At 65.7% G+C, this 23,101-nt stretch carries 23 protein-coding genes; 13 read left to right on the plus strand and 10 right to left on the minus strand.

Translation table 11 applies throughout. The features are described from left to right. Position 1 precedes the first annotated feature (1 nt). The 9 genes from ACFQU1_RS09735 to ACFQU1_RS09775 all read left to right on the plus strand — a co-directional run bounded on the left by ACFQU1_RS09735 (position 2) and on the right by ACFQU1_RS09775 (position 8,538). Positions 2-988 (plus strand): branched-chain amino acid ABC transporter permease, encoded by a 987-nt coding sequence (locus ACFQU1_RS09735; RefSeq protein ID WP_378131842.1) that lies wholly within the window; start codon positions 2-4, stop codon positions 986-988. 554 nt (positions 989-1,542) lie between these two features. After that, the gene (locus ACFQU1_RS09740; protein WP_378131844.1) at positions 1,543-2,118 is read left to right on the plus strand and encodes a tripartite tricarboxylate transporter TctB family protein; all 576 of its coding nucleotides are present in this window, start codon (positions 1,543-1,545) and stop codon (positions 2,116-2,118) included. Positions 2,119-2,127: 9 nt separating this feature from the next. Further along, positions 2,128-3,636: a tripartite tricarboxylate transporter permease gene (locus ACFQU1_RS09745; RefSeq protein WP_378131846.1), complete on the plus strand. Its 1,509-nt coding sequence runs from the start codon at positions 2,128-2,130 to the stop codon at positions 3,634-3,636. A 129-nt stretch (positions 3,637-3,765) separates the two neighbouring features. Beyond that, on the plus strand, positions 3,766-4,761 hold the full coding sequence (locus ACFQU1_RS09750) for a Bug family tripartite tricarboxylate transporter substrate binding protein (RefSeq protein ID WP_378131848.1): 996 nt from the start codon (positions 3,766-3,768) through the stop codon (positions 4,759-4,761). An 82-nt stretch (positions 4,762-4,843) separates the two neighbouring features. Continuing rightward, entirely contained in the window at positions 4,844-5,734 is an 891-nt protein-coding gene (locus tag ACFQU1_RS09755) for an oxaloacetate decarboxylase (RefSeq protein ID WP_378131850.1), read from the plus strand. Positions 5,735-5,956: 222 nt separating this feature from the next. Further along, on the plus strand, positions 5,957-7,057 hold the full coding sequence (locus ACFQU1_RS09760; protein ID WP_378131852.1) for an amidohydrolase family protein: 1,101 nt from the start codon (positions 5,957-5,959) through the stop codon (positions 7,055-7,057). Continuing rightward, positions 7,054-7,848, plus strand: coding sequence for an amidohydrolase family protein (locus ACFQU1_RS09765; RefSeq protein WP_378131854.1), 795 nt, complete (start codon positions 7,054-7,056; stop codon positions 7,846-7,848). The genes ACFQU1_RS09760 and ACFQU1_RS09765 overlap by 4 nt, the downstream gene beginning before the upstream one ends. Next, positions 7,808-8,128 carry an amidohydrolase family protein gene (locus tag ACFQU1_RS09770; RefSeq protein WP_378131857.1) on the plus strand — a complete coding sequence of 107 codons (321 nt, stop codon included), beginning with the start codon at positions 7,808-7,810 and terminating at the stop codon, positions 8,126-8,128. Before ACFQU1_RS09765 ends, ACFQU1_RS09770 begins: the two co-directional genes overlap by 41 nt. Further along, complete coding sequence (locus tag ACFQU1_RS09775) at positions 8,125-8,538, plus strand: Rieske (2Fe-2S) protein (protein WP_378131859.1); 414 nt, start codon at positions 8,125-8,127, stop codon at positions 8,536-8,538. Before ACFQU1_RS09770 ends, ACFQU1_RS09775 begins: the two co-directional genes overlap by 4 nt. A 21-nt stretch (positions 8,539-8,559) precedes the next feature. On the opposite strand, the gene doeB is transcribed toward ACFQU1_RS09775, so the two are convergent. From doeB to ACFQU1_RS09825, 10 genes are all read right to left on the minus strand, one after another. Continuing rightward, positions 8,560-9,561, minus strand: a complete 1,002-nt coding sequence (gene doeB, locus ACFQU1_RS09780; RefSeq protein ID WP_378132097.1) for a N(2)-acetyl-L-2,4-diaminobutanoate deacetylase DoeB — start codon at positions 9,559-9,561, stop codon at positions 8,560-8,562. 16 nt (positions 9,562-9,577) lie between these two features. After that, positions 9,578-10,756: an ectoine hydrolase DoeA gene (doeA, locus tag ACFQU1_RS09785; protein WP_378132099.1), complete on the minus strand. Its 1,179-nt coding sequence runs from the start codon at positions 10,754-10,756 to the stop codon at positions 9,578-9,580. Positions 10,757-10,771: 15 nt separating this feature from the next. After that, positions 10,772-11,764: an ectoine utilization protein EutC gene (gene eutC, locus ACFQU1_RS09790; RefSeq protein ID WP_378131861.1), complete on the minus strand. Its 993-nt coding sequence runs from the start codon at positions 11,762-11,764 to the stop codon at positions 10,772-10,774. Beyond that, a complete protein-coding gene (eutB, locus tag ACFQU1_RS09795) occupies positions 11,752-12,750 on the minus strand; it encodes a hydroxyectoine utilization dehydratase EutB (protein WP_378131863.1) in 999 nt (332 codons plus the stop codon). The genes eutC and eutB overlap by 13 nt, the downstream gene beginning before the upstream one ends. After that, a complete protein-coding gene (gene eutA / locus ACFQU1_RS09800; protein WP_378131865.1) occupies positions 12,747-13,595 on the minus strand; it encodes an ectoine utilization protein EutA in 849 nt (282 codons plus the stop codon). Before eutA ends, eutB begins: the two co-directional genes overlap by 4 nt. 12 nt (positions 13,596-13,607) lie before the next feature. Then, positions 13,608-14,264: an ectoine/hydroxyectoine ABC transporter permease subunit EhuD gene (gene ehuD / locus ACFQU1_RS09805; RefSeq protein ID WP_378131867.1), complete on the minus strand. Its 657-nt coding sequence runs from the start codon at positions 14,262-14,264 to the stop codon at positions 13,608-13,610. A gap of 3 nt (positions 14,265-14,267) precedes the next feature. After that, positions 14,268-14,927, minus strand: a complete 660-nt coding sequence (gene ehuC / locus ACFQU1_RS09810; protein WP_378131869.1) for an ectoine/hydroxyectoine ABC transporter permease subunit EhuC — start codon at positions 14,925-14,927, stop codon at positions 14,268-14,270. Between the two features lie 186 nt (positions 14,928-15,113). Then, a complete protein-coding gene (gene ehuB, locus ACFQU1_RS09815; protein WP_378131871.1) occupies positions 15,114-15,980 on the minus strand; it encodes an ectoine/hydroxyectoine ABC transporter substrate-binding protein EhuB in 867 nt (288 codons plus the stop codon). Between the two features lie 36 nt (positions 15,981-16,016). Further along, on the minus strand, positions 16,017-16,802 hold the full coding sequence (gene ehuA / locus ACFQU1_RS09820; RefSeq protein ID WP_378132102.1) for an ectoine/hydroxyectoine ABC transporter ATP-binding protein EhuA: 786 nt from the start codon (positions 16,800-16,802) through the stop codon (positions 16,017-16,019). Between the two features lie 136 nt (positions 16,803-16,938). Further along, the gene (locus ACFQU1_RS09825) at positions 16,939-18,324 is read right to left on the minus strand and encodes a PLP-dependent aminotransferase family protein (protein WP_378131873.1); all 1,386 of its coding nucleotides are present in this window, start codon (positions 18,322-18,324) and stop codon (positions 16,939-16,941) included. Positions 18,325-18,415: 91 nt separating this feature from the next. Between ACFQU1_RS09825 and ACFQU1_RS09830 the strand changes: the two genes are divergently transcribed. From ACFQU1_RS09830 to ald, 4 genes are all read left to right on the plus strand, one after another. After that, entirely contained in the window at positions 18,416-18,916 is a 501-nt protein-coding gene (locus ACFQU1_RS09830) for an Lrp/AsnC family transcriptional regulator (RefSeq protein ID WP_378131876.1), read from the plus strand. Between the two features lie 148 nt (positions 18,917-19,064). Further along, on the plus strand, positions 19,065-20,555 hold the full coding sequence (locus ACFQU1_RS09835; protein WP_378131878.1) for an NAD-dependent succinate-semialdehyde dehydrogenase: 1,491 nt from the start codon (positions 19,065-19,067) through the stop codon (positions 20,553-20,555). A 28-nt stretch (positions 20,556-20,583) separates the two neighbouring features. Next, a complete protein-coding gene (locus ACFQU1_RS09840; RefSeq protein ID WP_378131880.1) occupies positions 20,584-21,963 on the plus strand; it encodes an aspartate aminotransferase family protein in 1,380 nt (459 codons plus the stop codon). 15 nt (positions 21,964-21,978) lie between these two features. Then, positions 21,979-23,097, plus strand: a complete 1,119-nt coding sequence (ald, locus tag ACFQU1_RS09845) for an alanine dehydrogenase (protein WP_378131882.1) — start codon at positions 21,979-21,981, stop codon at positions 23,095-23,097. Positions 23,098-23,101 lie beyond the last annotated feature (4 nt).

The raw sequence follows: 23,101 nt of genomic DNA on the forward strand, positions 1-23,101 counted from the left end.
GATGCTCGCCACGTCACATAAATCCGCAGTCTCTCCGGGCGCGCAAAGCGCCTCGATCAAGCTGTCCTATCTCGGCGGCGTGATTGCGCTCGCCGCGCTGCTGGCGGCGCCCTTCGCGATCTATCCCGTCTTTCTCATGAAGGTGCTGTGCTTTGCCCTCTTCGCCACCGCCTTCAACCTGCTCATCGGCTATGTCGGCCTGCTCTCCTTCGGCCATGCCATGTTCTTCGGCGGAGCGGCCTATATCTGTGGTTACACGGTGAAGAGCTTCGGATTGACGCCGGAACTGGGCATCCTCGCCGGTGTCGCCTTCGCCGCGGTGCTCGGCCTCGTCACCGGCCTCCTCGCCATCCGCCGGCAGGGCATCTATTTCGCCATGGTGACCTTGGCGCTCGCGCAGATGTTCTTCTTCTTCTGCCTGCAGGCGCCCTTCACCGGCGGCGAGGACGGGCTGCAGGGCGTGCCGCGCGGGGCGCTGTTCGGGCTCGTCGACTTGAGCCAGGATATCAACCTCTACTACGTCGTCCTGGCGATCTTCCTTATAGGCTTCGCCATCATCTATCGCACCATTCACTCGCCCTTCGGGCAGGTGCTGAAGGCCATCCGCGAGAACGAGCCGCGCGCCATCTCGCTCGGCTACAAGGTCAATCAATACAAGCTCGTGGCCTTCGTGCTCTCGGCGGCGCTCGCCGGGCTCGCCGGGGCCACGAAAACTATCGTCTTCCAGCTCGCCTCGCTCACCGACGTCACCTGGCAGATGTCCGGAGAGGTGGTGCTGATGACGCTGGTGGGCGGCATGGGCACGGTGGTCGGCCCCGCGGTCGGCGCCGCCGTGATCGTGACCATGCAGAACTATCTCGCCGGGCTCGGCGAATGGGTGCTCGTCATTCAGGGCGCCATCTTCGTTCTCGCCGTCTGCCTGTTCCGGCGTGGGCTCGTCGGAGAAATCCTCGCGTTGCACAGATCGCCCAGGAAGGCGAAAGGTTGAGGCATCATCCGCCATCAACGGCGCGGCATTCTCAACCTCGATAGTCGGCCGCGGGATCATTCCGATCTCAGCCTCGACACGCATGCCGCCCTGTCGGCGGATAGGCTCGTCGCTTGATCCGGCATCGATTCGGTGAACGGGCCGGGGCCGTGCATAAGTCAGACACCCCGCTCTCGGACGATTCGCGTTCGCCGGATTGCAGCAGCCCCGGCGACTGGACTTCGCGTGAAAAGCGATACTACCGAGGCGAATGAAAACAAGCGCCTTCGGTTCAGCTTAATCTAATTCCGACCAGCTCAATCATTGCGAGAGACGCGACCCTTGGGCCGCTTCAGGGCAGAATGCGCTCGGCCATCCTGATGACGCATGGGCCCGTCTCGGACCGCGGATAGAATGCGCAAGCCGGCTTCTGCGCCTTGATCAAGGCGCCTGGCCCGTGCGCACGGAAGGTAAAACCCGGCTGCACACAAGTGCATACCCCTTGACACTGCTGCATTTGAGACCTTTGATCATCGTAATCGACGGCCACCAAAGTGCCTCGAACGGAGGAAACGATGACGGCGATGCCACGCGGAAGCGACGAGGCGTTGCGGGGGAACCTGCCGGGCGAGCCCGATAGTCGCGAGTTCCGCAAGACCGAGGCCGATCCGATTGCCATTGCCGTCTATCGCCTTGTCACGTTCCTTTTCCTCGTTCTCGGCCTGTGGGTCTGTTGGACGGCTTATGGCCTGACGCTCTATGGCAGTCTTGGCCCGGGACCCGGCTTCTTTCCGTTCTGCGCGGGCCTGCTGCTCGCCGCTTTTGCGTTCCTCGTCCTGGCGCAGTCGTTTCGGGGCGAGCCGATCCGCTTTTCCGAGCGTCTCTTGGCCCCGCCGAAGGCCCTCATCCAAGCGGGTGTCACGCTCGCCAGCATCGCCGGCTTCGCGCTCTTGGTCGAGCGTATCGGCTTTGCTTTGACGATGTTCGGCGTGCTGTTCGTCCTGCTCGTCGTCAATGGGTGCCGTGCTTTTCCCACGGCTTTGACCATTGCCTTGGGCGGCAGCTTCGGTGTCGGATTCGTGTTCCAGAAGTGGCTCGGGGTTTATCTGCCGGCGGCACCGGGCGGCCTTCTTCGTTTCATCGGATTGTAGGGGCAGCCGGTGGATGTCCTCTACGATTTCATGATCGGATTGGGCATCGCGCTCACCCCCGAACATCTCCTATACGCACTGATCGGCTGCCTTATCGGCACGCTCGTGGGGGTCTTGCCCGGCATCGGTTCGGCCGGCGGCATGGTGATCCTGCTGCCGCTCACCTACAGCCTGCCGCCCACCGGCGCCATCATCATGCTCGCCGCAATATTCTATGGCAGCTATTACGGCGGAACGATCACCACGGTCTTGATGAACGTGCCGGGGGAAGTCGCTTCGGTCGCCACCATGCTCGACGGCCATGCCATGGCGCGGCAGGGGCGTGCCGGGATCGCGTTGTCCATCGCGGCGATCGGCTCGTTCATCGGCGGCACCGTTGCCGTGTTCGGGCTGGTGCTGCTCGCGCCGGTCCTCGCGCAGCTGGCACTCGCTTTCGGGCCGCCGGAGTTCTTCGCGCTGATGCTGCTCGGCCTCGCAACACTCACCTTTCTCGCGGGTGAATCGATGCTGAAGGCCCTGATCATGGCGGTGTTCGGGCTCCTGCTCGGCACCATCGGCACCGATCCGACCATGGGGTCGCCCCGCTTCACACTCGGCTTGGTGCCGCTCCTCGGCGGCCTCGATTTCGTGCCCGTCGTCATGGGCCTCTTCGGGCTGAGCGAGGTTTTGCGAAGCGCCGAAAAGCCTCCGCCGACGCTCAATCGCAGCGATCTGAAGAAGATCTATCCCTCCAGGCAGGACATGAAGGACTCGAACGGAGCGATCGCTCGCGGCACGCTTCTCGGCTTTCTGCTCGGCCTCATTCCGGGCACGAGCCAGGCGCTCGCATCCTTCGTCTCCTATGGGGTGGAGAAGGCTTGCGCAAAACGCCCGGAACTGTTCGGGAAGGGGGCGATCCAGGGGGTTGCCGGGCCGGAGACGGCCAACAACGCCCATGCCAATGCTGCGTTGATCCCCTTGTTCACCTTGGGGATTCCGGGTTCCCCAAGCGTCGCCATTCTGCTTGGCGCCTTCATCATCAACGGTCTGGCGCCGGGGCCGCTGCTCTTCGAGGAGCATCCGGAGATCGTCTGGCCGATCATCGCCAGCATGATCGTCGGTAATTTCATTCTCCTGCTTCTCAATGTGCCGCTGATCGGCATGTGGGTGCGAATCCTGCAGATCCCATCGCGTATTCTCACGCCGATCATCGTGCTGTTCATCTGTCTGGGCACCTACCTCGTCAACAACAGCGTGTTCGACGTCTGGGTGATGATCCTGTTCGGCATCGCCGGATATATTCTGCAGAAGCTCGAATTTCCGCTCGCGCCCGTGGCGCTCACGCTCATTATCGGCCCGATGATGGAGGGAGCCGTGCGTCAGGCGCTGAGCATATCGCGCGGCGACGTGACGATCCTGTTCGGCAGCACCTTGTCGTCCACGCTCCTTGTTCTGGCGCTGCTCATCTTCACGCTTCCCCTGTGGCGGCGGAGCGGCCTCGTGCGCGTGCGTGGCCAACTCGCCCAAGCGGAGGACTGACAAGCCCGGCCAAAGGACGCAGCTCGGGGTGTTCGCAAGACGCTCGTGAATAAACAAGATCGGCTCGAAACCGACCCAATAGATCAGCCAGCTGAACTGGCTGACGCCGAACAAGAAAGGAAACGCCTCATGACGACCATCACTTCCAGAGTAAAACGGACGAGCGGAGTTTTATGCGGGGCATTGGCGCTCGCCTTGGCGGGCTCCGGCACGGCAGCGGCCCAGTCGACATATCCAGAACCGGGAAAGATCGTTCAGATCGTCGTGGGGTCCGCAGCAGGAAGCGGGCAGGATTTGACGGCGCGGCTTGTGGCGCAGGCGTTCGAGAAGCAGTTTCGTGGAAGTCGTTTCCAGATCGTCAACAAGCCCGGTGCCGGCACGCAGATCGCCTATCAGACGATCGCCGACGCGCCCGCAGATGGTTACACATTCGGCATCCTCTCACTGCCGAATTTTGCGACGCTCTATCTCGACAAGTCACGTCAGGCACGGTTCGATCTGTCGAGTTTCAAGCCGATCGCCAATTTCATCTTCGATCCCGGCGCCATCGCGGTGCGGGCGGAGAGCCCATACAAGACTTTCCAGGATCTGATCACGGCGGCGAAGGCCAATCCCGGCAAGCTGACTGTCGCAGTGGGCAGCCCACGCGGGCGGGAGCACCTTGATGTGATCGCCGTGGAACAGGCTGCCGACGTCACCTTCACGCCCATCTTCCACAACGATTCCGGCATGGCACTCAACACGCTGCTGGGCGGCAACGTGGATGCCCAGCAGGGTAGCGTCGGCGATTTCCTCACGCAGATCGCGGCGGGGCGCCTGCGCCTCCTCGCGGTCTTCGCGAAGGAAAAGAGCCCCTTCGCACCCGATGTGCCGACGGCGGAGTCCTTCGGCTTTCCGATCTATTCCGGCGTCTCGCGCGGCTTTACTTTCCCGGCCGGCGTACCTGACGCGATGGTGCAAACCCTGAGCGACGGCATCAAGCAGATCGTCGAAGCGCCGGATCAGCAGGAAAAGATCAAGGCGCTGGGTTTCCAGGTCCGTTACATGACGGCCCAAGAGGTGACGAAATATGCGCAGGATGAAGAGGCGCGCATCAAGGAGCTTCTGTCCAAAATTCCGAAGTGAAGCGACTGTCGGGCCTGTGCCGTCGGTGCCGGGAGGGGCCTGAACGGCGCTTGCCCTCTCATCCAACTGCAGGAGATCAGTCATGTCGTCTCTCAAGGCCATGCTGGCGGAGCAGCGGCTGCTGCTGGCGCCAGGCGTGTATGATGCGCTTTCGGCACTCATCGCCCAGCAATGCGGCGCGCGCGCAGTCTATCTCTCGGGCGCGAGCATCGCCTATACCCGCTTCGGGCGCTCGGACCTCGGTCTCGTCGATATGACGGAGGTGGCGCAGATCATCACGGCGATCAGGGAGCGGGTCGAAGTCCCGCTGATCGCCGATGGCGACAACGGCTTCGGCAACGCGCTGAACGTGCAACGCACCGTGCGCACCTTCGAGCGCGCAGGCGCCAATGCCATCCAGCTCGAAGACCAGACCTTGCCGAAGCGCTGCGGGCATCTTGCAGGAAAGTCGGTGATTTCCCAGCCGGAAATGGTGGGGAAGATCAAGGCGGCCTGCGACGCGCGCCAGGAGATGCTGATCATCGCCCGAACCGATGCGATCGCCATCGAAGGCTTCGAGCGGGCGCTCGATCGCGCCGAGGCCTATGCCGAGGCGGGGGCAGACGTTATTTTCGTCGAGGCGCTGCAGGATGTCGCGCAGATGCGCGGGACGGTGGCGCGGCTCGGTGCCATGAAGCCGCTCATGGTCAATTTGATCGAGGGCGGGCGCACGCCGGTTCTGCCGCTCGCCGATCTCGAATCCATCGGCTTCTCGCTCGCCATTTTCCCCGGCGGAGCCGTGCGTGCGATCGCCAAACAGCTGACCGACTTCTATGGCACCATGGTCGGCAGCGGTTCCACCGACGCCTTCCGCGACCGTATGCTCGACTTCAACGGCTTGAACGCCCTCGTCGGAACGCCGGAGCTCCTGGCGCATGGCGAGACATATAGCGCGGAAGCGATGATCGCGGCCCAGGGCCGGACGGCCGCCTAGCGCGGCCGCGGTCCACTTCGCGTCACATCGAGGGCAGTTTCGCCCGCGGGCCTGCGGCATCATCGAGCAGGCCGACGCGGTTCGATCAGTGCGCGCCGCGACGTCGGCGTCGTACCGCTCAGCTTCGAGGGCATCAAGCCGCAAATGTCCGGTCTCATTGACATTTCGGCCGTTTAATATATGTCTGCATACAGCTGCATCCATAGGAATTGGAGGGCGGGCATGCTGCCGACCGGGGTTATCGATTGCGACATCCATCCGGCGGTGCCGGGGATTGCGGCGCTGATGCCGCATCTACCCGAACCTTGGGCGGAAATCCTCACCCAGCGCGGCATGCATGAGCTCGATTCCACGGCTTATCCGGCCAATGCGCCTATCACCGCCAGGCCCGACTGGCGCAGCAAGGAAAGTATTTCCGGTCGCGTCTACCAGAATTCGGCGGAAGTGAAGGCCGGGATCAACCTGCAGGAGCTGACCACCCAGGCGCTCGATCCATGGCAGACGAGCGCCGCGATCTGCAATTGCCTTTACGGGGCTTATCTCGTCCATAGCGAAGACATGGCGGCTGCCATCGCCCAGGCGATCAACGGTTGGTTGGCGCGCGAGTGGCTCGACCGGGAGCCGCGCCTGCGCGCCTCCATCGTCCTCCCGCTGCAGAGCCCGGAGCTCTCCGTTGCCGAGATCGAGCGTTGGGCGGGCGATCGGCGGTTCGTGCAGGTGCTATTGCCCGTTCTGACCGACGAGCCCCTTGGCCGCCGACGCTACTGGCCGATCTACGAAGCGGCGGAACGCCACGGGTTGGCAGTCGGCATCCACGCCGGCAGCATGTATCGCCACCCCCCGACCGTCATTGGTTGGCCGACCTACTACACGGAAGACTATGTGGCCCAGGCGCAGGCTTTCCAGGGTGCACTCGCCAGCCTCATCTGTGAGGGGGTGTTCGACCGTTTTCCGACGCTCAAGGTGGTGCTGATCGAATCCGGCTTCACCTGGCTGCCGGCCAGCATTTGGCGCCTCAACAAATACTGGCAGGGCTTGCGGTGGGAGGTCCCCTGGGTCAAGCGCAGGCCCTCGGAGATCGTCGAGGAGCATGTCCGCTTCACCTTGCAGCCGGTGGACGGACCGCCCCATCCCGATCAGCTCGGACGGTTCATGGACCACATGGGGTCGGACCGGCTGCTGCTCTTCTCGACCGACTATCCGCATTGGCAGTTCGACGGAACGGATGCTGTTCCGGAGGGGCTCTCTCCCGATCTCGTCAAGAAGATCGGGAGAGACAATCCTCTCGAAACCTACAAACGGCTGCAGGAGGTCTCCCCATGAACGTGCACGACAAGACGATCATCGGCCAGACAGATACGCCTTCGGCGGCTGCGAAGTTTCGATATCCCGTGGTGGATGTGGATATTCATCCGCGCTGGAACTCGCACAAGGATCTCTATCCCTATCTCGAACGGCGCTGGCAGACCTTCCTGGAGGAATACGGGACACGCTATCGCCATGGCGTGGAAAAGGGGACGCCTTATCCCGGCAGTCAACCGGAGGCTTCGCGCCGCGATGCCTGGCCTGAAGACGGCGGAAGGGCGGGCAGCGATCTCGCGCTCATGCAGCGCCAGCATCTCGATCCCGATAATGTCGAGCTCGGCATCCTGACACCCATGGGCCCGAGCGGCTTTCTCAATCCCGGTCTGGCGGCCGCCTATTGCCGCGCGGTGAACGACTGGCAGGTAGAGACCTGGACCTCGAAGGAGCCGCGCCTGAAAGCCTCGATCGTGGTGCCTTACGACGATGCATCGGCGGCGGTCGAGGAGATCGAGCGGCGCGCCGGTGATCCGAATTTCGTGCAGGTCCTGCTCCTGGCGCGCACGGCCGAACCGCTCGGGCAGAAGCGCTACTGGCCGATCTACGAAGCCGCGGCCCGGCACGATCTCGCGGTCGGCATCCATTCCTTCGGCCAGGGCGCCTATCCCTACACAGCCAATGGCTGGCCGTCCTATTACATCGAGGAGATGCATGCCCAGTCGGCGACGGCCCAGGCCGTCGTCGCGAGCCTGATCTTCGAAGGCGTNCTTCATGTGGCGGCTCGACAAGCATTGGATACGGCTCAAGAGTGAGACGCCGCATCTGAAGCGCCTTCCGTCGGACTACATCCGCCAGCAGGTCTGGGTGAGCACCCAGCCGATCGAGGAGCCGGATCGGCGCGAGCAACTGCTCGAGACGATCGACTGGATGGGCTGGGATCGTGTGTGCTTCGCATCGGATTATCCGCATTGGGATTTTGACGATCCGATGCATGTCATGCCTCTGAACAAACTATCCGACGAGCAGCGTCGGCTGTTTCTCACGGACAATGCTCATCGCGTTTTCGGCACGGGTGGACAGGTCAAGCAATGATCAAATGCATCGTCGCGAGGCTCGACGAGATTCCGCCGGGCACGCGCAAGCTCGTCTACGCCAAGGGCCGCCCGATCGCGATCTTCAATCTCGGCGGCGAATTCTTCGGCCTGCACAACCGATGCCCGCATGAGGGCGGCAGTCTCTGCCATGGCGCTGTGACGGGGCTGATCGAGTCGAACCGCCCCGGCGAATATCGGCTCTCGCATGCGCGGGAGGTCATTCGCTGTCCCTGGCACGGTTGGGAATTCGACATCCGCACCGGCCAGTCCTGGTGCGAGCCGGAGCGCATCAAGACACGCAATTACACCGTCAAGGTGGAGCCCGGCGAGCGCCTCGTCGCTGGCCCCTATGTGGCTGAAACCGTGCCCGTCACCGTGGACGGCGCGTATATTACCGTCGAGATTTAGGGTCTCGGGTGCCGCAGGCGGCTAGTCGTCGAGCGTGCCCATGACGGCGATGCAGTCGCCGGCCTTGACGAGGCCGGGAAAATGCCGTGCCGCCAACAGGCCGTCGAGCGTGGCGCGGCACTCCAGCGGGGCGAGCCCGGTACGACCGACCGGATGGATGCGGGCGAGTACGTCGCCCCGTCGCACCCCCTCGCCGAGATCGACGCAGGGCTCGATGAGCCCCTCGTCCTCGGCGAAGCTGAAGCACTCCCCCGACGGCATGTCGAGCCAGCGGGTCGTGACCGGCTCGGCGGCACCTGTCAGGATGCCGGAATGGCGCAGGAGATTGGCGACGCCCCGTTTGGCGATGCGCACGGTCTCGGCGCGGCTCGTGCCGCCGCCGCCGAGCTCGGTCGTCACGAAGACCTTGCCCATGGTCTCGGCGGTGGTGTCGTACATGCCGACCGAGTCGATCTCCAGCATGCGCGTGGAATAGGGGGCGCCGAAGGCCGCGACGGCGGCAAAGGCGCGCGCTTCCAGCGCCTTGTCGGGCAGAATATGCGCAGCCGCAAAGGGCAGGAAGTCGAGTGTCCGGCCGCCCGAATGGAAGTCGAGCACCACGTCGGTCAGCGGCAGCAGATAGCGCGTGAAGTAATCGGCGATCTTCTCCGTCACGTTTCCGTTCGGCTTGCCCGGGAAGCTCCGGTTGAGATTGCCGCGGTCGATCGGCGACGTGCGCGTGCCCGCCCGAAAAGCCGGATAATTCATGGCCGGGATGATGATCACCCGGCCGGTGATCTGTTCCGGCTTCAACGTCCGCGCGAGGTCGAAGAGCGCGATCGGCCCCTCGTATTCGTCGCCGTGGTTGGCGCCCGTCAGGAGCGCCGTCGGGCCCGAACCGTTCTTGACCACGGTGATCGGAATCATCACCGATCCCCAGGCGGAATCATCGCGGCTGTAGGGCAGCCGCAGGAAACCGTGCTGGACGCCGTCCCGGTCGAAGTTCACCGTCGGCGCCACGGGTGAGGGAGGCAGCATCGTCATCATATTCATCGGAGCGTCACGCCTTCACGAAGAGCTGGCGCGGAACATCGGCGAAGCATTCGACCCCGCTGTCGGTGATCGCGATCGACTCGGTGATCTCGAGCCCCATGTCTTCGAGCCAAAGCCCGGTCATGAAATGGAAGGTCATGCCGGGTTCGAGGACGGTGCGGTCGCCCGGCCGGAGGCTCATCGTGCGCTCACCCCAATCCGGCGGATAGCTCAAGCCGATGGGATAGCCCGTGCGGTTATCCTTGACGATGCCGTATCTCTTGAGCACGGCGAAGAAGGCATTGGCGATGTCTTCGCAGGTATTGCCCGGGCGAGCGGCTTCGAGCCCCGCTTCCATGCCTTCAAGCACGGCCTTTTCCGCATCCAGGAAGGCTTGCGTCGGCTTGCCCAGGAAAACGGTGCGCGATAGCGGACAGTGGTAGCGATTGTAGCAGCCGGCGACCTCGAAGAAAGTGCCTTCGCCGGAGCGCATGGGCTTGTCGTCCCAGGTGAGATGTGGCGCGGAGGCATCCGCACCGGACGGGAGAAGCGGAACGATCGCCGGATAATCGCCGCCGAAGCCGTCGACGCCGCGAATGCCGGCATCGTAGATCTCCGCCACGAGATCGCATTTGCGCATGCCGGGCTCGACCTTCTCCACGATGCGCCGATGTATCGCTTCAACGATGCGTGCGGCGCGGCGCATATAGTCGAGTTCCTGGTCGCTCTTCACGGCGCGCTGCCAATTGACGAGCGCGGTCGCGTCGACGAAGCGGGCATGCGGCAGATGGCTGTGCAGCGAGGCGAAGGCCGCCGCCGAGAACCAGTAGTTGTCCATTTCCGTGCCGATGACGGAGCGGCCCCAGCCGCGCTCCTCGATGATGCGCGACAGAAGGTCCATCGGGTGGCGTTCGGTCGACTGCACGTAGATGTCGGGATAGCCGACGATATTGTCGTGGGCGAGATAGGCCGTGCGCTTGGCGCCGTTCACGTCCTGCGCGCGGCCATACCAGATCGGCTCGCCATCGGGCGGCACGAGCACGCATTGGTGCACGTAGAACGACCAGCCATCATAGCCCGTGAGCCAGGCCATATTGGAGGGGTCGGAGACGACGAGCAGGTCGATGCCGCGCTTTTCCATGGCAGCGCGCGTCTTGGCCAGGCGCTCGCCATATTCGGCGCGGGTGAAATTGAGCTTCGGTTCGATCATTGTTCTCTCGTGTCAGCTCTCGAAGGGGGCTCCGACGCCCGCAGCGCGGGCACGCGCGGCGGCGAGGGTGGCGATTGCGGTGTCCTGCACGCCGGTGCCGGTGAGGTCGCAGACGGTGATCGCCGCGGGCGAGGGGCGCCCCGGCGCTCGCCCAGCGATCACCGCGCCGAGCTCAGGGAAGGCGGCGTCCGCCGCAACGCGGCCGGCGGCGATCGCGTGATGCAGTTCGCCCAGCCGGCGCACCTGGGCGAGGCTGTCGGCGACATAGAGATCGGCATGGGTGATGACGCCCGGGTCGAGCTCGTTCTTGTGCTCGGCGTCAGAGCCCATGGCCGTCACGTGCTGGCCGGGGGCGAGCCATTCGGCGCTGATGAGGGGACTGCTCGCGGGCGTGGTGGTGACGACGATCTCGGCGCCGCTGACGGCGGCCTCGGCCGTCGCCGCCACCAAGACGTCGATCCCCAGCTTATTCCGCAGCTCGGCCGCCGCAGCCTCGGCCTTGGTGCGATCGCGTGCCCAGATCCGCGCCTCGCGAATGGGGCGCACCAGCATGAGTGCTTCGAGCTGCAGGCGCGCCTGCACGCCCGCGCCGATGATGGCGGCAACGGAAGCGTCCGGCAGCGAAAGATGCTTCGCCGCGACCGCGCCGGCCGCCGCCGTGCGGATATCGGTGAGATGGCCGTTGTCGAGGAGGAGCGCCTCGACCAAACCGGTGCGGGCGGAGAAAAGCGTCATCAGCCCGTTGACGCTCGGCAGGCCGATCTTCGGATTGTCGAAGAAGCCGGGACTGATCTTGATGGCGAAGCCGTCGAGACCAGGCACATAGGCGGTCTTCACGTCGACCTCGCCGTTGTGCTCGGGGATGTCGAGGCGCAGAATCGGCGGCATGGCGACCGCCTTCGTCGCGAGCGCGACGAAAGCCTCCTCCACGCAGGCGACGACATCGGCGTCGAGCGGTACGATCCGGCGGAGGTCCGCTTCGGTGAGCACGGTCATGCGGGGCAAGGCGCATCTCCCGTCAGGGTCTCGCCGCAAATGATGCGGCGGTGCAGGTCCATGGCGATATTGTGTCCGGAGAGGACGACGACGGTCGGTCCGGCCGGGCTGCTGATCTTTTCCGCAAGAAGCGCGGCGATGCCGACGGCGCCGGCGCCTTCGACGATTTCGCGTTCCTCGGCATAGGCATGCGCGATGCCGGCGGCGATCTCCTCTTCGCTCAGGAGCACCACCTCATCCAGCAGGTCGCGCGCCATGGCGAAGGTATGGCGGTTGTCGAGACCGATGCCGCCGCCGAGTGAATCGGCCAGGGTCGGCAGCTCCTCGACCTGCACCGGCTTGCCGGCGGCGAGGCTCGCCTGCATGGCAGCGCCACGTTCCATCGAGATACCGATGGCGCGGGCGGACGGCCGTAGAGCCTTGACGGCGGCGGCGATGCCGGTGGCAAGGCCACCCCCCGAGAGCGGCACGAGGATCGTCTCCACATCCGGGACGTCCTCGACCATTTCGAGGCCGATCGTGCCCTGGCCGGCGATGACCGCCGCCTGGTCGAAGGGCGGCACCATGGTCATGCCCGCCTCAGCGACGAGCCGGTCCACCTCGACCTGCGCATCGTCCTGGGAGCGCCCGACGATGCGGATCTCGGCGCCGAGCGAACGGATGGCCTCGACCTTGTTGGTCGGCACCAGCGCCGACATGCAGACGATGCAGCGCACGCCCTCGGCCGCCGCTGCATGGGCGAGGCCGCGGCCGTGATTGCCGGTCGAGGCGGCGACGACCCCGCGTGCCTTCTCCTCCGCCGTCAGCGACAGCAGCGCATTGGTTGCACCGCGCAGCTTGAAGCTGCCGGTCGTCTGCCGCTGCTCCATCTTGAGGAGGATGGGCGCGCCGTAGCGCGCAGTCAGGCTCGGCGAGGCGACGACCGGAGTGCGCAAGACGCGACCGGCGATCCGGCGCGCCGCTGCCTCGATGTCGGCGAGGGTGACGCGGCTCATGGCGAGCCCTCGCCGTGACCGTCTGGCGCGACGGCGAGCGATCCTCTCCCTTGAGGGGAGGGATCAGGCGTGTCCGCTGTCCGCCCAAGCAAACTCATCAGCCGCCCCGACTCCGGTCGTGGCGCGGTCTCGCCGCACAGCCCAAGGCATTGCCAGGCGGTCGCGAGATTGCTCGAGACGACCGGCCGGCCGATGGCGCGCTCGATGGCCGGCACGGCGCCCGCGGCCCGCAGCGCCGTGCAGGCGATGAAGAGCGCGTCGGAATCCGCCGCCGTCGCCTCGACCGCCGCTTCGACGAGAGAGGCCGGGCCGATGCGCGCCATCGCGCGGTCGTCATCGAAGCCGAGGCAGGTGAAGCGCGCGATGTCGAAACCGTGACCCGCGAAATAGGCGGCCATGGGGCGGCTCGTCTCGACCGTATAGGGCGTCAGCACGCTGATGCGCCTGACGCCGAGCGCTTTCAGCCCGGCGACAGCGGCGAGCGGCGGGGTCACCACCGGCACGCCGGGTTTGGCGGCTTCAATCGCCGCCGCGACCGCCGCATCGCCGATCACGACCGAGGCCGAATTGCAAGAATAGCAGATGGCATCGAGCGGCTCGTCCGGCAGAATGAGGCTCGCGCCCTCGCTGAGCCGCGGCTGCATGCGCTTGAGGTTCTCGGGGGTAGTCGGATTCGCATAGGCGATCCGGGCGGTGTAGAGCCCGATCCGTTCGCTGGCGACCATCCGCTGGAAATCGACCTCCGTCGTGTGGTCGGTGGCGAGAATGACGAGCCCGATGCGCTTCTCGATCGGTCTGTCGTCGAGGCGTGGTGTCGTGCCGGCCCGCTGGATGTCGATCTGCATGAAGGGCTCCCGTCAGCCGATCCGTCCGAAGCGGCGCTCGAGCATGCGCAGCGCCACGACCGACACGAGGCTGATGATGAGGAAGAACACGCCGACGAGGGTGATCGGCTCAAGATAGCGATAGTTGAAATTGGCGACGCTGCGCGCCTGGTTCATGAGTTCGAGCACCGTGATCGCAGAGAGCAGCGGCGTCTCCTTGAACATGGCGACGAAATAATTGGCACAGGCCGGGATCATCGGTGGAATAGCCTGGGGCAGGATCACATGCACCCATGTCTGGGTGGTGGTGAGATTGCAGGCCTTGGCGGCCTCCCACTGGCCGCGCGGCACGTTCTCGATGCCGGCCCGATAGACCTCGGCCATATAGGTGCCGTAGTGCAGGCCGAGCCCGATGACGCCGGCAACCAGCGGCGCGAGCAGGATGCCGAGGTCCGGCAGTACATAGAAGAGGAAATAGAGCTGCACGAGCAGCGGTGTGCCGCGTACGAATTCGACGAGGAAGGCGGTGGTGCGCGCCACCAGGCGGTTCCGCGAGCGCCGCAGGAGCGCGAAAACGAGGCCCATGACAGCGGCGACGGCCGCGCCGAGCAAGGTGGCCAGAATGGTCAGCTTCACGCCTTCGAGAAGCGTCGGCAGGATCTCGCGAACGAAGGCCCAATCCCAATCCATGCTCTAGGCCCTCACGCCGTCGAGGCCGCGCGTCAGGCGCCGCTCGAGCCCGCGCACCCCGGCCGAGATTACGGAGGCGATGGCGAAATAGATGATCAGGCTGGTGACGAAGGGCACCATCGTGCTGCCCGTCTGCGAGCGCACCACCTGTGCCTGAAAGGTCAGGTCGCCGAGCGAGATGAGCGAGACGACCGCTGATCCTTTGAGGAGTTCGATGGCATTGTTGCCGAAGGTCGGCAGCATGACGACGAAAGCCTGCGGCAGAATGATGTGCCGGAGACACTGCCAGCGCGTGAGATTAAGGGCGACACAGGCCTCGTGCTGTTCTCGGCCGACCGACTTGACCGCGCCGCGGACCACCTCGGCGGCATAGGCGCCGACATTGAGCCCGAGCGCGGCAACGCCTGCCTGCAGCGGCGTCAACGTGAGCCCGAAGAGCGGCAGCACGAAATAGGCCCAGAAAAGCTGGACGAAGATCGAAGTCCCGCGGAAGAACTCGATATAGGCGGTGGCGAGCGCCCGCACGGCCAGGTTCGGCGACAAACGCCCGAGCCCCCCGAGGAAGGCCATGACAAGCGCGAGCGCCGAGCCGAGCACGGTGAGCTCGATCGTCACCAGCGCGCCCTCGAGCATCAGGGGGATATAGCCGAGCCACTGGCTCATCGGGTTTCCATGTCAGTCGCGACGCGAGGGCGGTTGGCAGCACCTTTCACCGCCTGGCTCCTCGTGCCCAGCTTGCCCCTCGCCCTTATGGGGTGGGGTGAGGGGTGGGGGCGTCATTCACCCCACCCGGCTTGCCTTCGGCGCGCCGACCCTTCCCCTCGAGGGGAGGATGGTGAGGCGCAATCCTCACTGCGACGCCGTGCAGAGCTTGTCGCGATTGGTGCTCATGGCGGCCTTCGCCGAGAAGCCGTAGGGCTCGACGATCTTGGCAAATTCGCCGGATTCCTTGATTGCGGCGAGCTCCTTGTCGAAGGCATCGCGGAGCGCCGTGTCGTTCTTGCGGAAGGCGGCACCGTCGCAATAGACCGGCGCGCCTCTGACGGGGGCGATGGTCTCCAGCCCCGGGTCGTTCGCCTTCTTGAGCAGGTCGTTGATCGACAGCACCGGCAGCGAATAGGCATCGATGCGGCCGTCCTGCAGCATCTTGATGCCGCTCTGGCCGTCCGGCACGACGATCACGCGGTCGCGCGGCACACCGGCCTGGAGCGCGAGCCTCTCCTCGGTGCCGCCGCCCGGCGCGCCGATCCGCGCCTTCGGATTCTTGGCAACGTCCTCATAGCTCGCGAGGCTGAGCGGATTGCCCTTCTTCACGGCCATGGCTTCGGCGTCGCACAGGATCGGTTCGGAATAGGCGACCGCCCGGCAGCGCTCCGGCTTCATGAAGAGGCCGGCCGTCACCGCATCGAAGCGCTTGGCTTGCAGGCCCGGGATCATGGCGCCGTATTCGGAGATGGAGGCGACGACGTCGGGGATGCCGAGGCGCTTGAAGACGGCGCGGGCAACCTCGGGCGCTGCGCCTGTCACCGTGCCGTCGGGCTTCACCGCCGTATAGGGTGGCTCGTTGGCGATGCCGATACGCACGAAGCCCTGCTCTTTCAGGGCATTCAGCGTGTCTTGGGCCGAAGCCGGACCGGTCGCGCCAGCGACCGCGGTCGCGAGCGTTGCGGCGAGTATCGCAAAGCGCAGTCGTCGCGATCCGTTCTGTCTGATCATGGTCTTCTCCTCTGGTTCATTTGTGCCGCGTCACCGTCAGACACGTTGGCCGGCGGCGATGATCTTCTTGAGGAAGGTGCGCGTGCGCTCCTCCTTCGGACTGCTGAAGATGGCGTCGGGCGGGCCATCCTCGATGATGCGGCCGGCATCGAAGAAGAGAACCCGATCGGCGAAATCATGGGCAAAGCTCATCTCGTGGGTGACGAGCAGCATCGTCATGTCGGTCTCGCGGCCGAGCCTGCGCATGACATTGAGCACTTCCTCGACGAGCTCCGGATCGAGCGCCGAGGTCACCTCGTCGAACAGCATCACCTTGGGCTGGAGGGCGAGCGCGCGAGCAATGGCGGCGCGCTGCTTCTGGCCGCCGGAGAGTTGCGAAGGCATGGCCTTGGCCTTGTCCGCCATGCCAACCATGTCGAGCAGCTCCATGGCCCGGCGTTCCGCATCGGCGCGCTTGACGCCCTGCGTCAGCACCGGCGCGAGCGTCACATTGTCGAGCACGCATTTATGCGGAAACAGGTTGAACAGCTGGAAGACCATGCCGATCTTGGCGCGCATCCTGTGCAGGTGGCGCTCGTCGGCGGGCTTCGCGGCGCCGTCGCGCTTCATCTCGAAGAGATCTTCGCCGTCGATGCGGATATGCCCGCCATCGATCGATTCGAGCGTCATCAGTATTCTGAGGATCGTCGTCTTTCCCGATCCCGACGGGCCGATGAGAGCGAGCTTTTCGCCCGGCGCGACGGAAAAGGAGAGCTCGCTCAGGCAGGTGAAGGCGCCGAAGCTCTTGGAGACACGGTCGAATTCGATGATCGGCTCGGTCACGTCGCCCCCTGGTTGCGACATCGGCAGATCGGGTAACGATGGGAGAGGTCCTAAATCATGTCAATTTGAAAATAAATTCAATACAATTTGAGTGTGTCTTGCTTGCTTTCCTCGCTGTGCTGTCCGCGCGTGGCGGTCAGATGGCGAGCAGCACCGGCTCGGGATCCGCGTGGAGGAGATTTGCGACGACCGCCAGTCCGGCGCGCAACTCGCCTTCGGTGGTCGAGCCGACCGAAATGCGCACGGCTGGATGATGCACGTCCGGCGTCGTGAAGAAGGAGGCCCCTGGTGCGATCGCCACCCCCTGCAGGCGGGCGTGCGACACGAACTCCTCTTCCGATCGTTCGGCGGCGAGGGGCAGCCAGAGATGCAGGCTCTCCGGCTGATGCCGATAGGCGATGCCGGCCAGCATCTCCGCGGCGAGGGCGTGGCGGTGCCGAATGGCCCCGCGCTGCCACAGCATGAGCTCGGTCGCCGTGCCATCCTCGACCCAGCGCGTGGCGAGCTCGGCCAAGAGCGGCGCAGCCATCCAATTGGTGACGAGATGGCGGTTGGCAACCGCCGGCACCAGCCGATCCGGCACCACCAGATAGCCGATGCGCAGGCCCGGAATGACGCATTTCGTAAAGCTCGTCACATAGAGCGTGCGCTCGGGCGCGAGCGCGGCGATCGGCGGGGGACGGGTCTCGACGAGAGGTCCGAGAACGTCGTTCTCGATAATGGCGATGCCGTGCCGCCGGGCCACTTCGGCGATGGCCGCCCGGCGCGCCTGCCCCATCAAGGTAGCGGTCGGGCTGATCGCCGTGGGCTGCACGAAGACGGCGCGCACATCGCCTGCGCGGCAAGCCTGATCGAGCGCGTCGGGCAGGATGCCCTCCGCGTCGATGGGGAGGCCACGCAGCTTCAGGCCGAGATAGGACGACAGCGGCACCAGCGTGTGATGACCGATTTCCTCCGTCACCACCGCCGAGCCCGGCGGCGCGACCGTCATCAGCGCGATGGTCATGCCCGCCGTCGCGCCATTCGTCAGGGTGACATTACCGGCGGCCGCCTGGAGGCCGCAGGTTCGCAGCCAGTCGACAGCCACAGCCCGATGACGCGGGAAAACGACATTCGGCCGGAACGACAGGACGGCGCTCGCCGGCAGGGTCTTGGCGAGATCGGCGAGCGCCGCCTTCATGCGCTCGAGATGCATGATCTCGCAGACCGGCTTCAGGATCGAGAGGTCGATGACTTCGCCGAGCCGCTCCGGGATATAGGGCGGGTCCGGCTCGCGTTGCGGCGGCCGCACGAAGCTTCCCCGGCCGATCTCGCCCGAGATGAGCCCGCGCCGGCTGAGCTCCTCATAAGCGCGGCTGACGGTCTGCGTCGCCAACCCAAGTTCTTCCGCCAGTTGCCGGTGCGTGGGAAGACGGGCCTGCGGCCCCAGCCGCCCATCGGCGATCGCCCGGGCAATCTGGTCGGCGAGCGACAGATAGGTCGGACGGCTCAGTGAATTCGGATCGGGGCGCCACATTGTCATGCGACAACTCATGCTTAAAATCAGTGCAATTGACAATCGGAAAGCCACCGAGGCATGGTCCGCCACGACGGAAAACAAGTGGATCGCCGCCATGCCGCCGCCGATCAAGCTCGACGCGACCGATCTGCGCATCCTTGCTGCGATCCAGCGGGAAGGCCGGATCACGAAACTCGCGCTCGCCGAGCGGGTCGGCCTGTCGCCGACCCCGTGCTGGACGCGGCTGAAGCGCCTCGAGGAGGCGGGCATCATCTCCGGTTATCACGCGCGGCTGGCACTGCGCCTCATTGCGCCTATCGCCCTCGTCTTCATGGAAGTGACGCTCGGCGCTCATCGTCAGGCCGATTTCGACCGCTTCGAGCGGGCGGTGAGGGACATCCCTGAGATCGTCGCCTGCTGGTCCGTCGGCGGCGGCGTCGACTATCTCGTCAAGGTCGTCGCCCGGGATATCGATGCTTACCAGCGGCTGGTCGATGATCTCCTGGCGCGCGAGATCGGCATCGATCGGTATTTCACCTATATCGTGACCAAGACGGTGAAGGACGAACCGGCCATGCCGCTCGCCGCGCTGGTGGTCGCCGCCGAAACGGTTTGAGCCCTCGTCCGCGGAGATTATCTCTGCGGATCGGCCGTTGCGGCGATAGATGGTCCGTTCCGGCGGCGGAGTTTGGTCTCATTCTCCGCGCGGCCCAACGTAAAGTGAGGTCGATCGGCCCTGCGCTTCAGCCGAGGGAGCCTCATCCATGACCGCCCATTTCGGACGCCCCGAACGCCATCCGGATCTCGCCCGGCTCGCCGACCGCCGCCTCCTGCGCGAACTCGCCTATGTCGACGGCAAATGGACGGCCGGCGGCGACGGCGCCGTCGTGGAGATCCGTGACCCGGCCAATGGCGCCGCACTCGCCTGGATTGCCGCACTCGGTGCAGAGGAGGCGGGCGAGGCGATCGCCGCCGCCGCGCGCGCATTTCCCACCTGGGCCGGCCTCCTGCCGCAGGCGCGCGCCGCCCGGCTGCGCGCCTGGTACGAGCTGATCCTCGCCGCCCGCGAAGACCTCGCCCTGCTCATGACCCTCGAACAGGGAAAGCCGCTCGCCGAGGCGCGTGGCGAAATCGACTACGCCGCCTCGTTCGTCGAGTGGTATGCCGAGGAAGCGAAACGGCTCAATGTCGAGTCGGTGACGAGCCATCTCGCCGGCGCCGAAATGCTGGTCCGCCGCGAGCCGCTCGGCGTGGTCGGCGTGGCAACACCCTGGAACTTCCCCTCCGCCATGCTGACGCGCAAGGCAGCCGCCGCACTGGCCGCCGGCTGCACGGTGGTGGCTCATCCCTCGTCCTATACGCCGCTCTCGGCGCTGGCGCTCGCCGAACTCGCCGAGCGCGCCGGGCTGCCGGCCGGCGTCTTCAACGTGGTCACCGGCGATGCCGAAGCCATCGTCGGGCGCTTGTGCGACGACATGCGCGTGCGGGCGCTCAGCTTCACCGGCTCGACGGAGATCGGCCGGCAGGTCGCGGCACGCTCGGCCGCCAGCATGAAGCGGCTCGTCATGGAGCTCGGCGGCCATGCGCCACTCCTCGTCTTCGCCGATGCGGACCTCGACCGTGCGGTTGAGATCGCGATCGACGCCAAATTCGCGACCTCCGGCCAGGACTGCCTCGCCGCCAACCGCATCTATGTCGAGCGGCCGATCTATAACGCCTTCTGCGAAGCCTTCGCCGCGCGCATCCGGGGGCTGAAAGTCGGGCCGGGCCTTGCGCCCGACGTGGAAATCGGCCCGCTGATGCACGAACGCGCGCTCGCCAAGGTGGAGGCGCAGGTCACTGATGCGCTGTCGCGCGGCGCGCGCCGTCTCGCCGGCGGAGCCCATCCCGCGGGACCGCTTTTCTATCAGCCGACGCTGCTCGTCGATGTGCCGGACGAGGCGCTCATCATGCGCGAGGAGACGTTTGGGCCCGTCGCGGCCGTGGCGCCTTTCGACAGCGAGGCGGAGGCCATCGCCCGCGCCAATGCAACCGACTATGGTCTCGTCGCCTATGTCGTCACCCGTGACGGCGCGCGTATGCTGCGCCTCGGTCGTGCGCTCGACTATGGCATGGTTGCCGTCAACCGGGTGAAGATCACCGGCGCGCCCATCCCCTTCGGCGGCGTCAAACAGTCGGGCCTCGGCCGCGAGGGTTCGCGTCACGGCATCGAGGCTTTCACGGAGCTCAAATATCTCTGCCTGGACGTCGCCTGACCTTTCCGCCCATTACCGAGGACACGCCATGCTCGACCGCAGCAACGACCTGACCGCCTGGGACCGCGACCACTTCTTTCATCCCTCGACCCATATGGCCGCCCATGCGCGCGGCGAACTGCCGACGCGCGTCATGGAAGGCGGGGAGGGCGTCTATATCGTCGATCGGGACGGGCGGCGCAGCCTCGATGCCTTCGCCGGGCTCTATTGCGTGAATGTCGGCTACGGCCGGCGCGAGATCGCCGATGCCATCGCCGAGCAGGCCTACAAGCTGCCCTACTATCACGCCTATGTCGGCCACGGCACCGAGCCGTCGATCCGCCTCGCCAAGATGATCATCGACCGCGCGCCCGCCGGCATGAGCCGCGTCTATTTCGGCCTGTCGGGATCGGACGCCAACGAGACCAATATCAAGCTCATCTGGTACTACAACAACGTGCGCGGCCGGCCGGAGAAGAAGAAGATCATCTCCCGCTGGCGCGGCTATCACGGTTCGGGCGTGATGACCGGCAGCCTCACCGGGCTCGCCGGCTTCCACAATGCTTTCGATCTGCCGCGTCCGCCGGTCCTGCACACGGAGATGCCCTATTATTTCCGCCGCGAAGACCGCTCCTTGAGCGAGGAAGCCTTCGCGCAATTCTGCGCCGACAAGCTCGAGGAGATGATCCTGGCCGAAGGGCCGGAGACGGTCGCGGCCTTCATCGGCGAGCCGGTGCTCGGCACCGGCGGCATCGTGCCGCCGCCGCAGGGCTACTGGGAGAAGATCCAGGCGGTTCTCGCCAAATACGAGATCCTCTTCATCGCCGACGAGGTCATCACCGGCTTCGGCCGCCTCGGCTCGATGTTTGGCGCCCATCACTACGGATTGAAGCCGGACTTCATCACCATCGCCAAGGGCCTCACCTCGGCTTATGCGCCGCTCTCCGGCGTGATCGTCGCCGAGCATGTCTGGCGTGTCCTGGAGGAAGGCTCCGACAAGCTCGGCCCCATCGGCCACGGCTGGACCTATTCGTCGCATCCGCTCTGCGCGGCGGCGGGCGTTGCCAATCTCGAACTGATCGACAAGCTCGGGCTTATCGCCAATACCCGCGAGGTCGGCGCCTATTTCCGCCAGGCGCTCGCGCAGGCCGTCGCCGACCATCCAAATGTCGGCGAAGTGCGCGGGGAGGGACTTCTCGCCGCCGTTGAGCTCGTGGCCGACAAGGCCGACCGGCAGTTCTTCGCGCCCGAGCAGAAAGTCGGCCCGCGTGTTGTCGCCGCCATGCTGGAGCGCGGCGTCATCGCCCGCGCCATGCCGCAGGGTGATATCATCGGCTTCGCGCCCCCGCTGTGTCTCACGCGCGAGGAGGCGGATATCATCGTCGGCGCGACGAAGGACGCGCTCACGGCTGTGGCTGCAACGCTCTGAGTTGGAGGGCTCATCATGCGTGTCGGCGTTCCCAAGGAGATCAAGCCGGACGAGGCTCGGGTCGGCCTCGTGCCGGGGGCGGCGGCCGAGCTCGTCCGCGACGGCCACGAGGTTCTCGTCGAAACTGGGGCCGGCGTCGGCGCCGGCATGGCCGATGCGGATTACGAGGCCACAGGGGCGGTCATCGCCCCCTCGGCGGAGGAGGTCTGGTCATCCAGCGAACTCGTCGTGAAGGTGAAGGAGCCGCTGGCTGCCGAGCGCCGCAAGCTCTCGCGCGGGCAGGTGCTCTTCACCTATCTCCACCTCGCGCCTGACACTGAGCAGACACACGACCTGCTTGCTTCCGGCGCCACCTGCATCGCCTATGAGACGGTGACCTCGCCTCATGGCGGCCTGCCGCTCCTGACGCCGATGTCCGAGGTCGCGGGGCGTCTGGCGCCCCAGGTCGGCGCCCATTGCCTGGAGCGGCCGCAGGGCGGGCGCGGCGTGCTGCTCGGCGGTGTGCCGGGCGTGCCGCCGGCGATGGTCGTGGTGCTAGGCGGCGGCGTCTCCGGCACACATGCGACGACGATCGCGCTCGGCATGGGTGCCGACGTCACGGTCGTCGACCGCTCGCCCGAGGTATTGCGCCGCCTCGCCGTTCAGTTCGATGGCCGCGTGCGCACGGTCTTCTCGACGCGCGGTACCGTCGCGGATCTTGCTCGCGGCGCCGATCTCCTCGTCGGCTGCGTGCTCGTGCCGGGTGCCACCGCGCCGAAGCTCGTGACCCGCGACATGCTCGCGGCCATGAAGCCCGGCGCTGTTATCGTCGACGTCGCCATCGACCAGGGCGGCTGCTGCGAGACCTCACGGCCGACCACCCATTCGGCGCCGACCTACATCGTCGATGGGATCGTGCACTATTGTGTGGCCAATATGCCGGGCGCGGTGGCGCGAACCTCCACGCTCGCGCTCAACAATGCGACCTTGCCGTTCGTGCTGGCGCTCGCCAACAAAGGTTGGCGGCGGGCGCTGGTGGAGGATCCGCATCTCCGGGCTGGCCTCAATGTGCACGACGGCCGCATCGCCTGTGCCCCGGTGGCGGAGGCGCACCGGCTGCCTTACTCCCCGGCCGAGCAATTGCTCGCCGCCTGAACCG

This window comes from Chelatococcus sp. GCM10030263, assembly GCF_042666455.1.
In the GTDB taxonomy this organism is placed as follows: Bacteria; Pseudomonadota; Alphaproteobacteria; order Rhizobiales; family Beijerinckiaceae; genus Chelatococcus.

Coding starts and splice junctions, on each gene's coding strand:
- ACFQU1_RS09735 (WP_378131842.1), top strand. CDS start 2: ATGCTCGCCACGTCACATAAATCCGCAGTCTCTCCGGGCGCGCAAAGC.
- ACFQU1_RS09740 (WP_378131844.1), top strand. CDS start 1,543: ATGACGGCGATGCCACGCGGAAGCGACGAGGCGTTGCGGGGGAACCTG.
- ACFQU1_RS09750 (WP_378131848.1), top strand. CDS start 3,766: ATGACGACCATCACTTCCAGAGTAAAACGGACGAGCGGAGTTTTATGC.
- ACFQU1_RS09755 (WP_378131850.1), top strand. CDS start 4,844: ATGTCGTCTCTCAAGGCCATGCTGGCGGAGCAGCGGCTGCTGCTGGCG.
- ACFQU1_RS09760 (WP_378131852.1), top strand. CDS start 5,957: ATGCTGCCGACCGGGGTTATCGATTGCGACATCCATCCGGCGGTGCCG.
- ACFQU1_RS09770 (WP_378131857.1), top strand. CDS start 7,808: ATGTGGCGGCTCGACAAGCATTGGATACGGCTCAAGAGTGAGACGCCG.
- ACFQU1_RS09775 (WP_378131859.1), top strand. CDS start 8,125: ATGATCAAATGCATCGTCGCGAGGCTCGACGAGATTCCGCCGGGCACG.
- doeB (WP_378132097.1), bottom strand. CDS start 9,561: ATGACGATGCTGCCTCCCTCACCCGTGGCGCCGACGGTGAACTTCGAC.
- eutB (WP_378131863.1), bottom strand. CDS start 12,750: ATGAGCCGCGTCACCCTCGCCGACATCGAGGCAGCGGCGCGCCGGATC.
- eutA (WP_378131865.1), bottom strand. CDS start 13,595: ATGCAGATCGACATCCAGCGGGCCGGCACGACACCACGCCTCGACGAC.
- ehuD (WP_378131867.1), bottom strand. CDS start 14,264: ATGGATTGGGATTGGGCCTTCGTTCGCGAGATCCTGCCGACGCTTCTC.
- ehuC (WP_378131869.1), bottom strand. CDS start 14,927: ATGAGCCAGTGGCTCGGCTATATCCCCCTGATGCTCGAGGGCGCGCTG.
- ehuB (WP_378131871.1), bottom strand. CDS start 15,980: ATGATCAGACAGAACGGATCGCGACGACTGCGCTTTGCGATACTCGCC.
- ACFQU1_RS09825 (WP_378131873.1), bottom strand. CDS start 18,324: ATGACAATGTGGCGCCCCGATCCGAATTCACTGAGCCGTCCGACCTAT.
- ACFQU1_RS09830 (WP_378131876.1), top strand. CDS start 18,416: ATGCCGCCGCCGATCAAGCTCGACGCGACCGATCTGCGCATCCTTGCT.
- ACFQU1_RS09835 (WP_378131878.1), top strand. CDS start 19,065: ATGACCGCCCATTTCGGACGCCCCGAACGCCATCCGGATCTCGCCCGG.
- ACFQU1_RS09840 (WP_378131880.1), top strand. CDS start 20,584: ATGCTCGACCGCAGCAACGACCTGACCGCCTGGGACCGCGACCACTTC.
- ald (WP_378131882.1), top strand. CDS start 21,979: ATGCGTGTCGGCGTTCCCAAGGAGATCAAGCCGGACGAGGCTCGGGTC.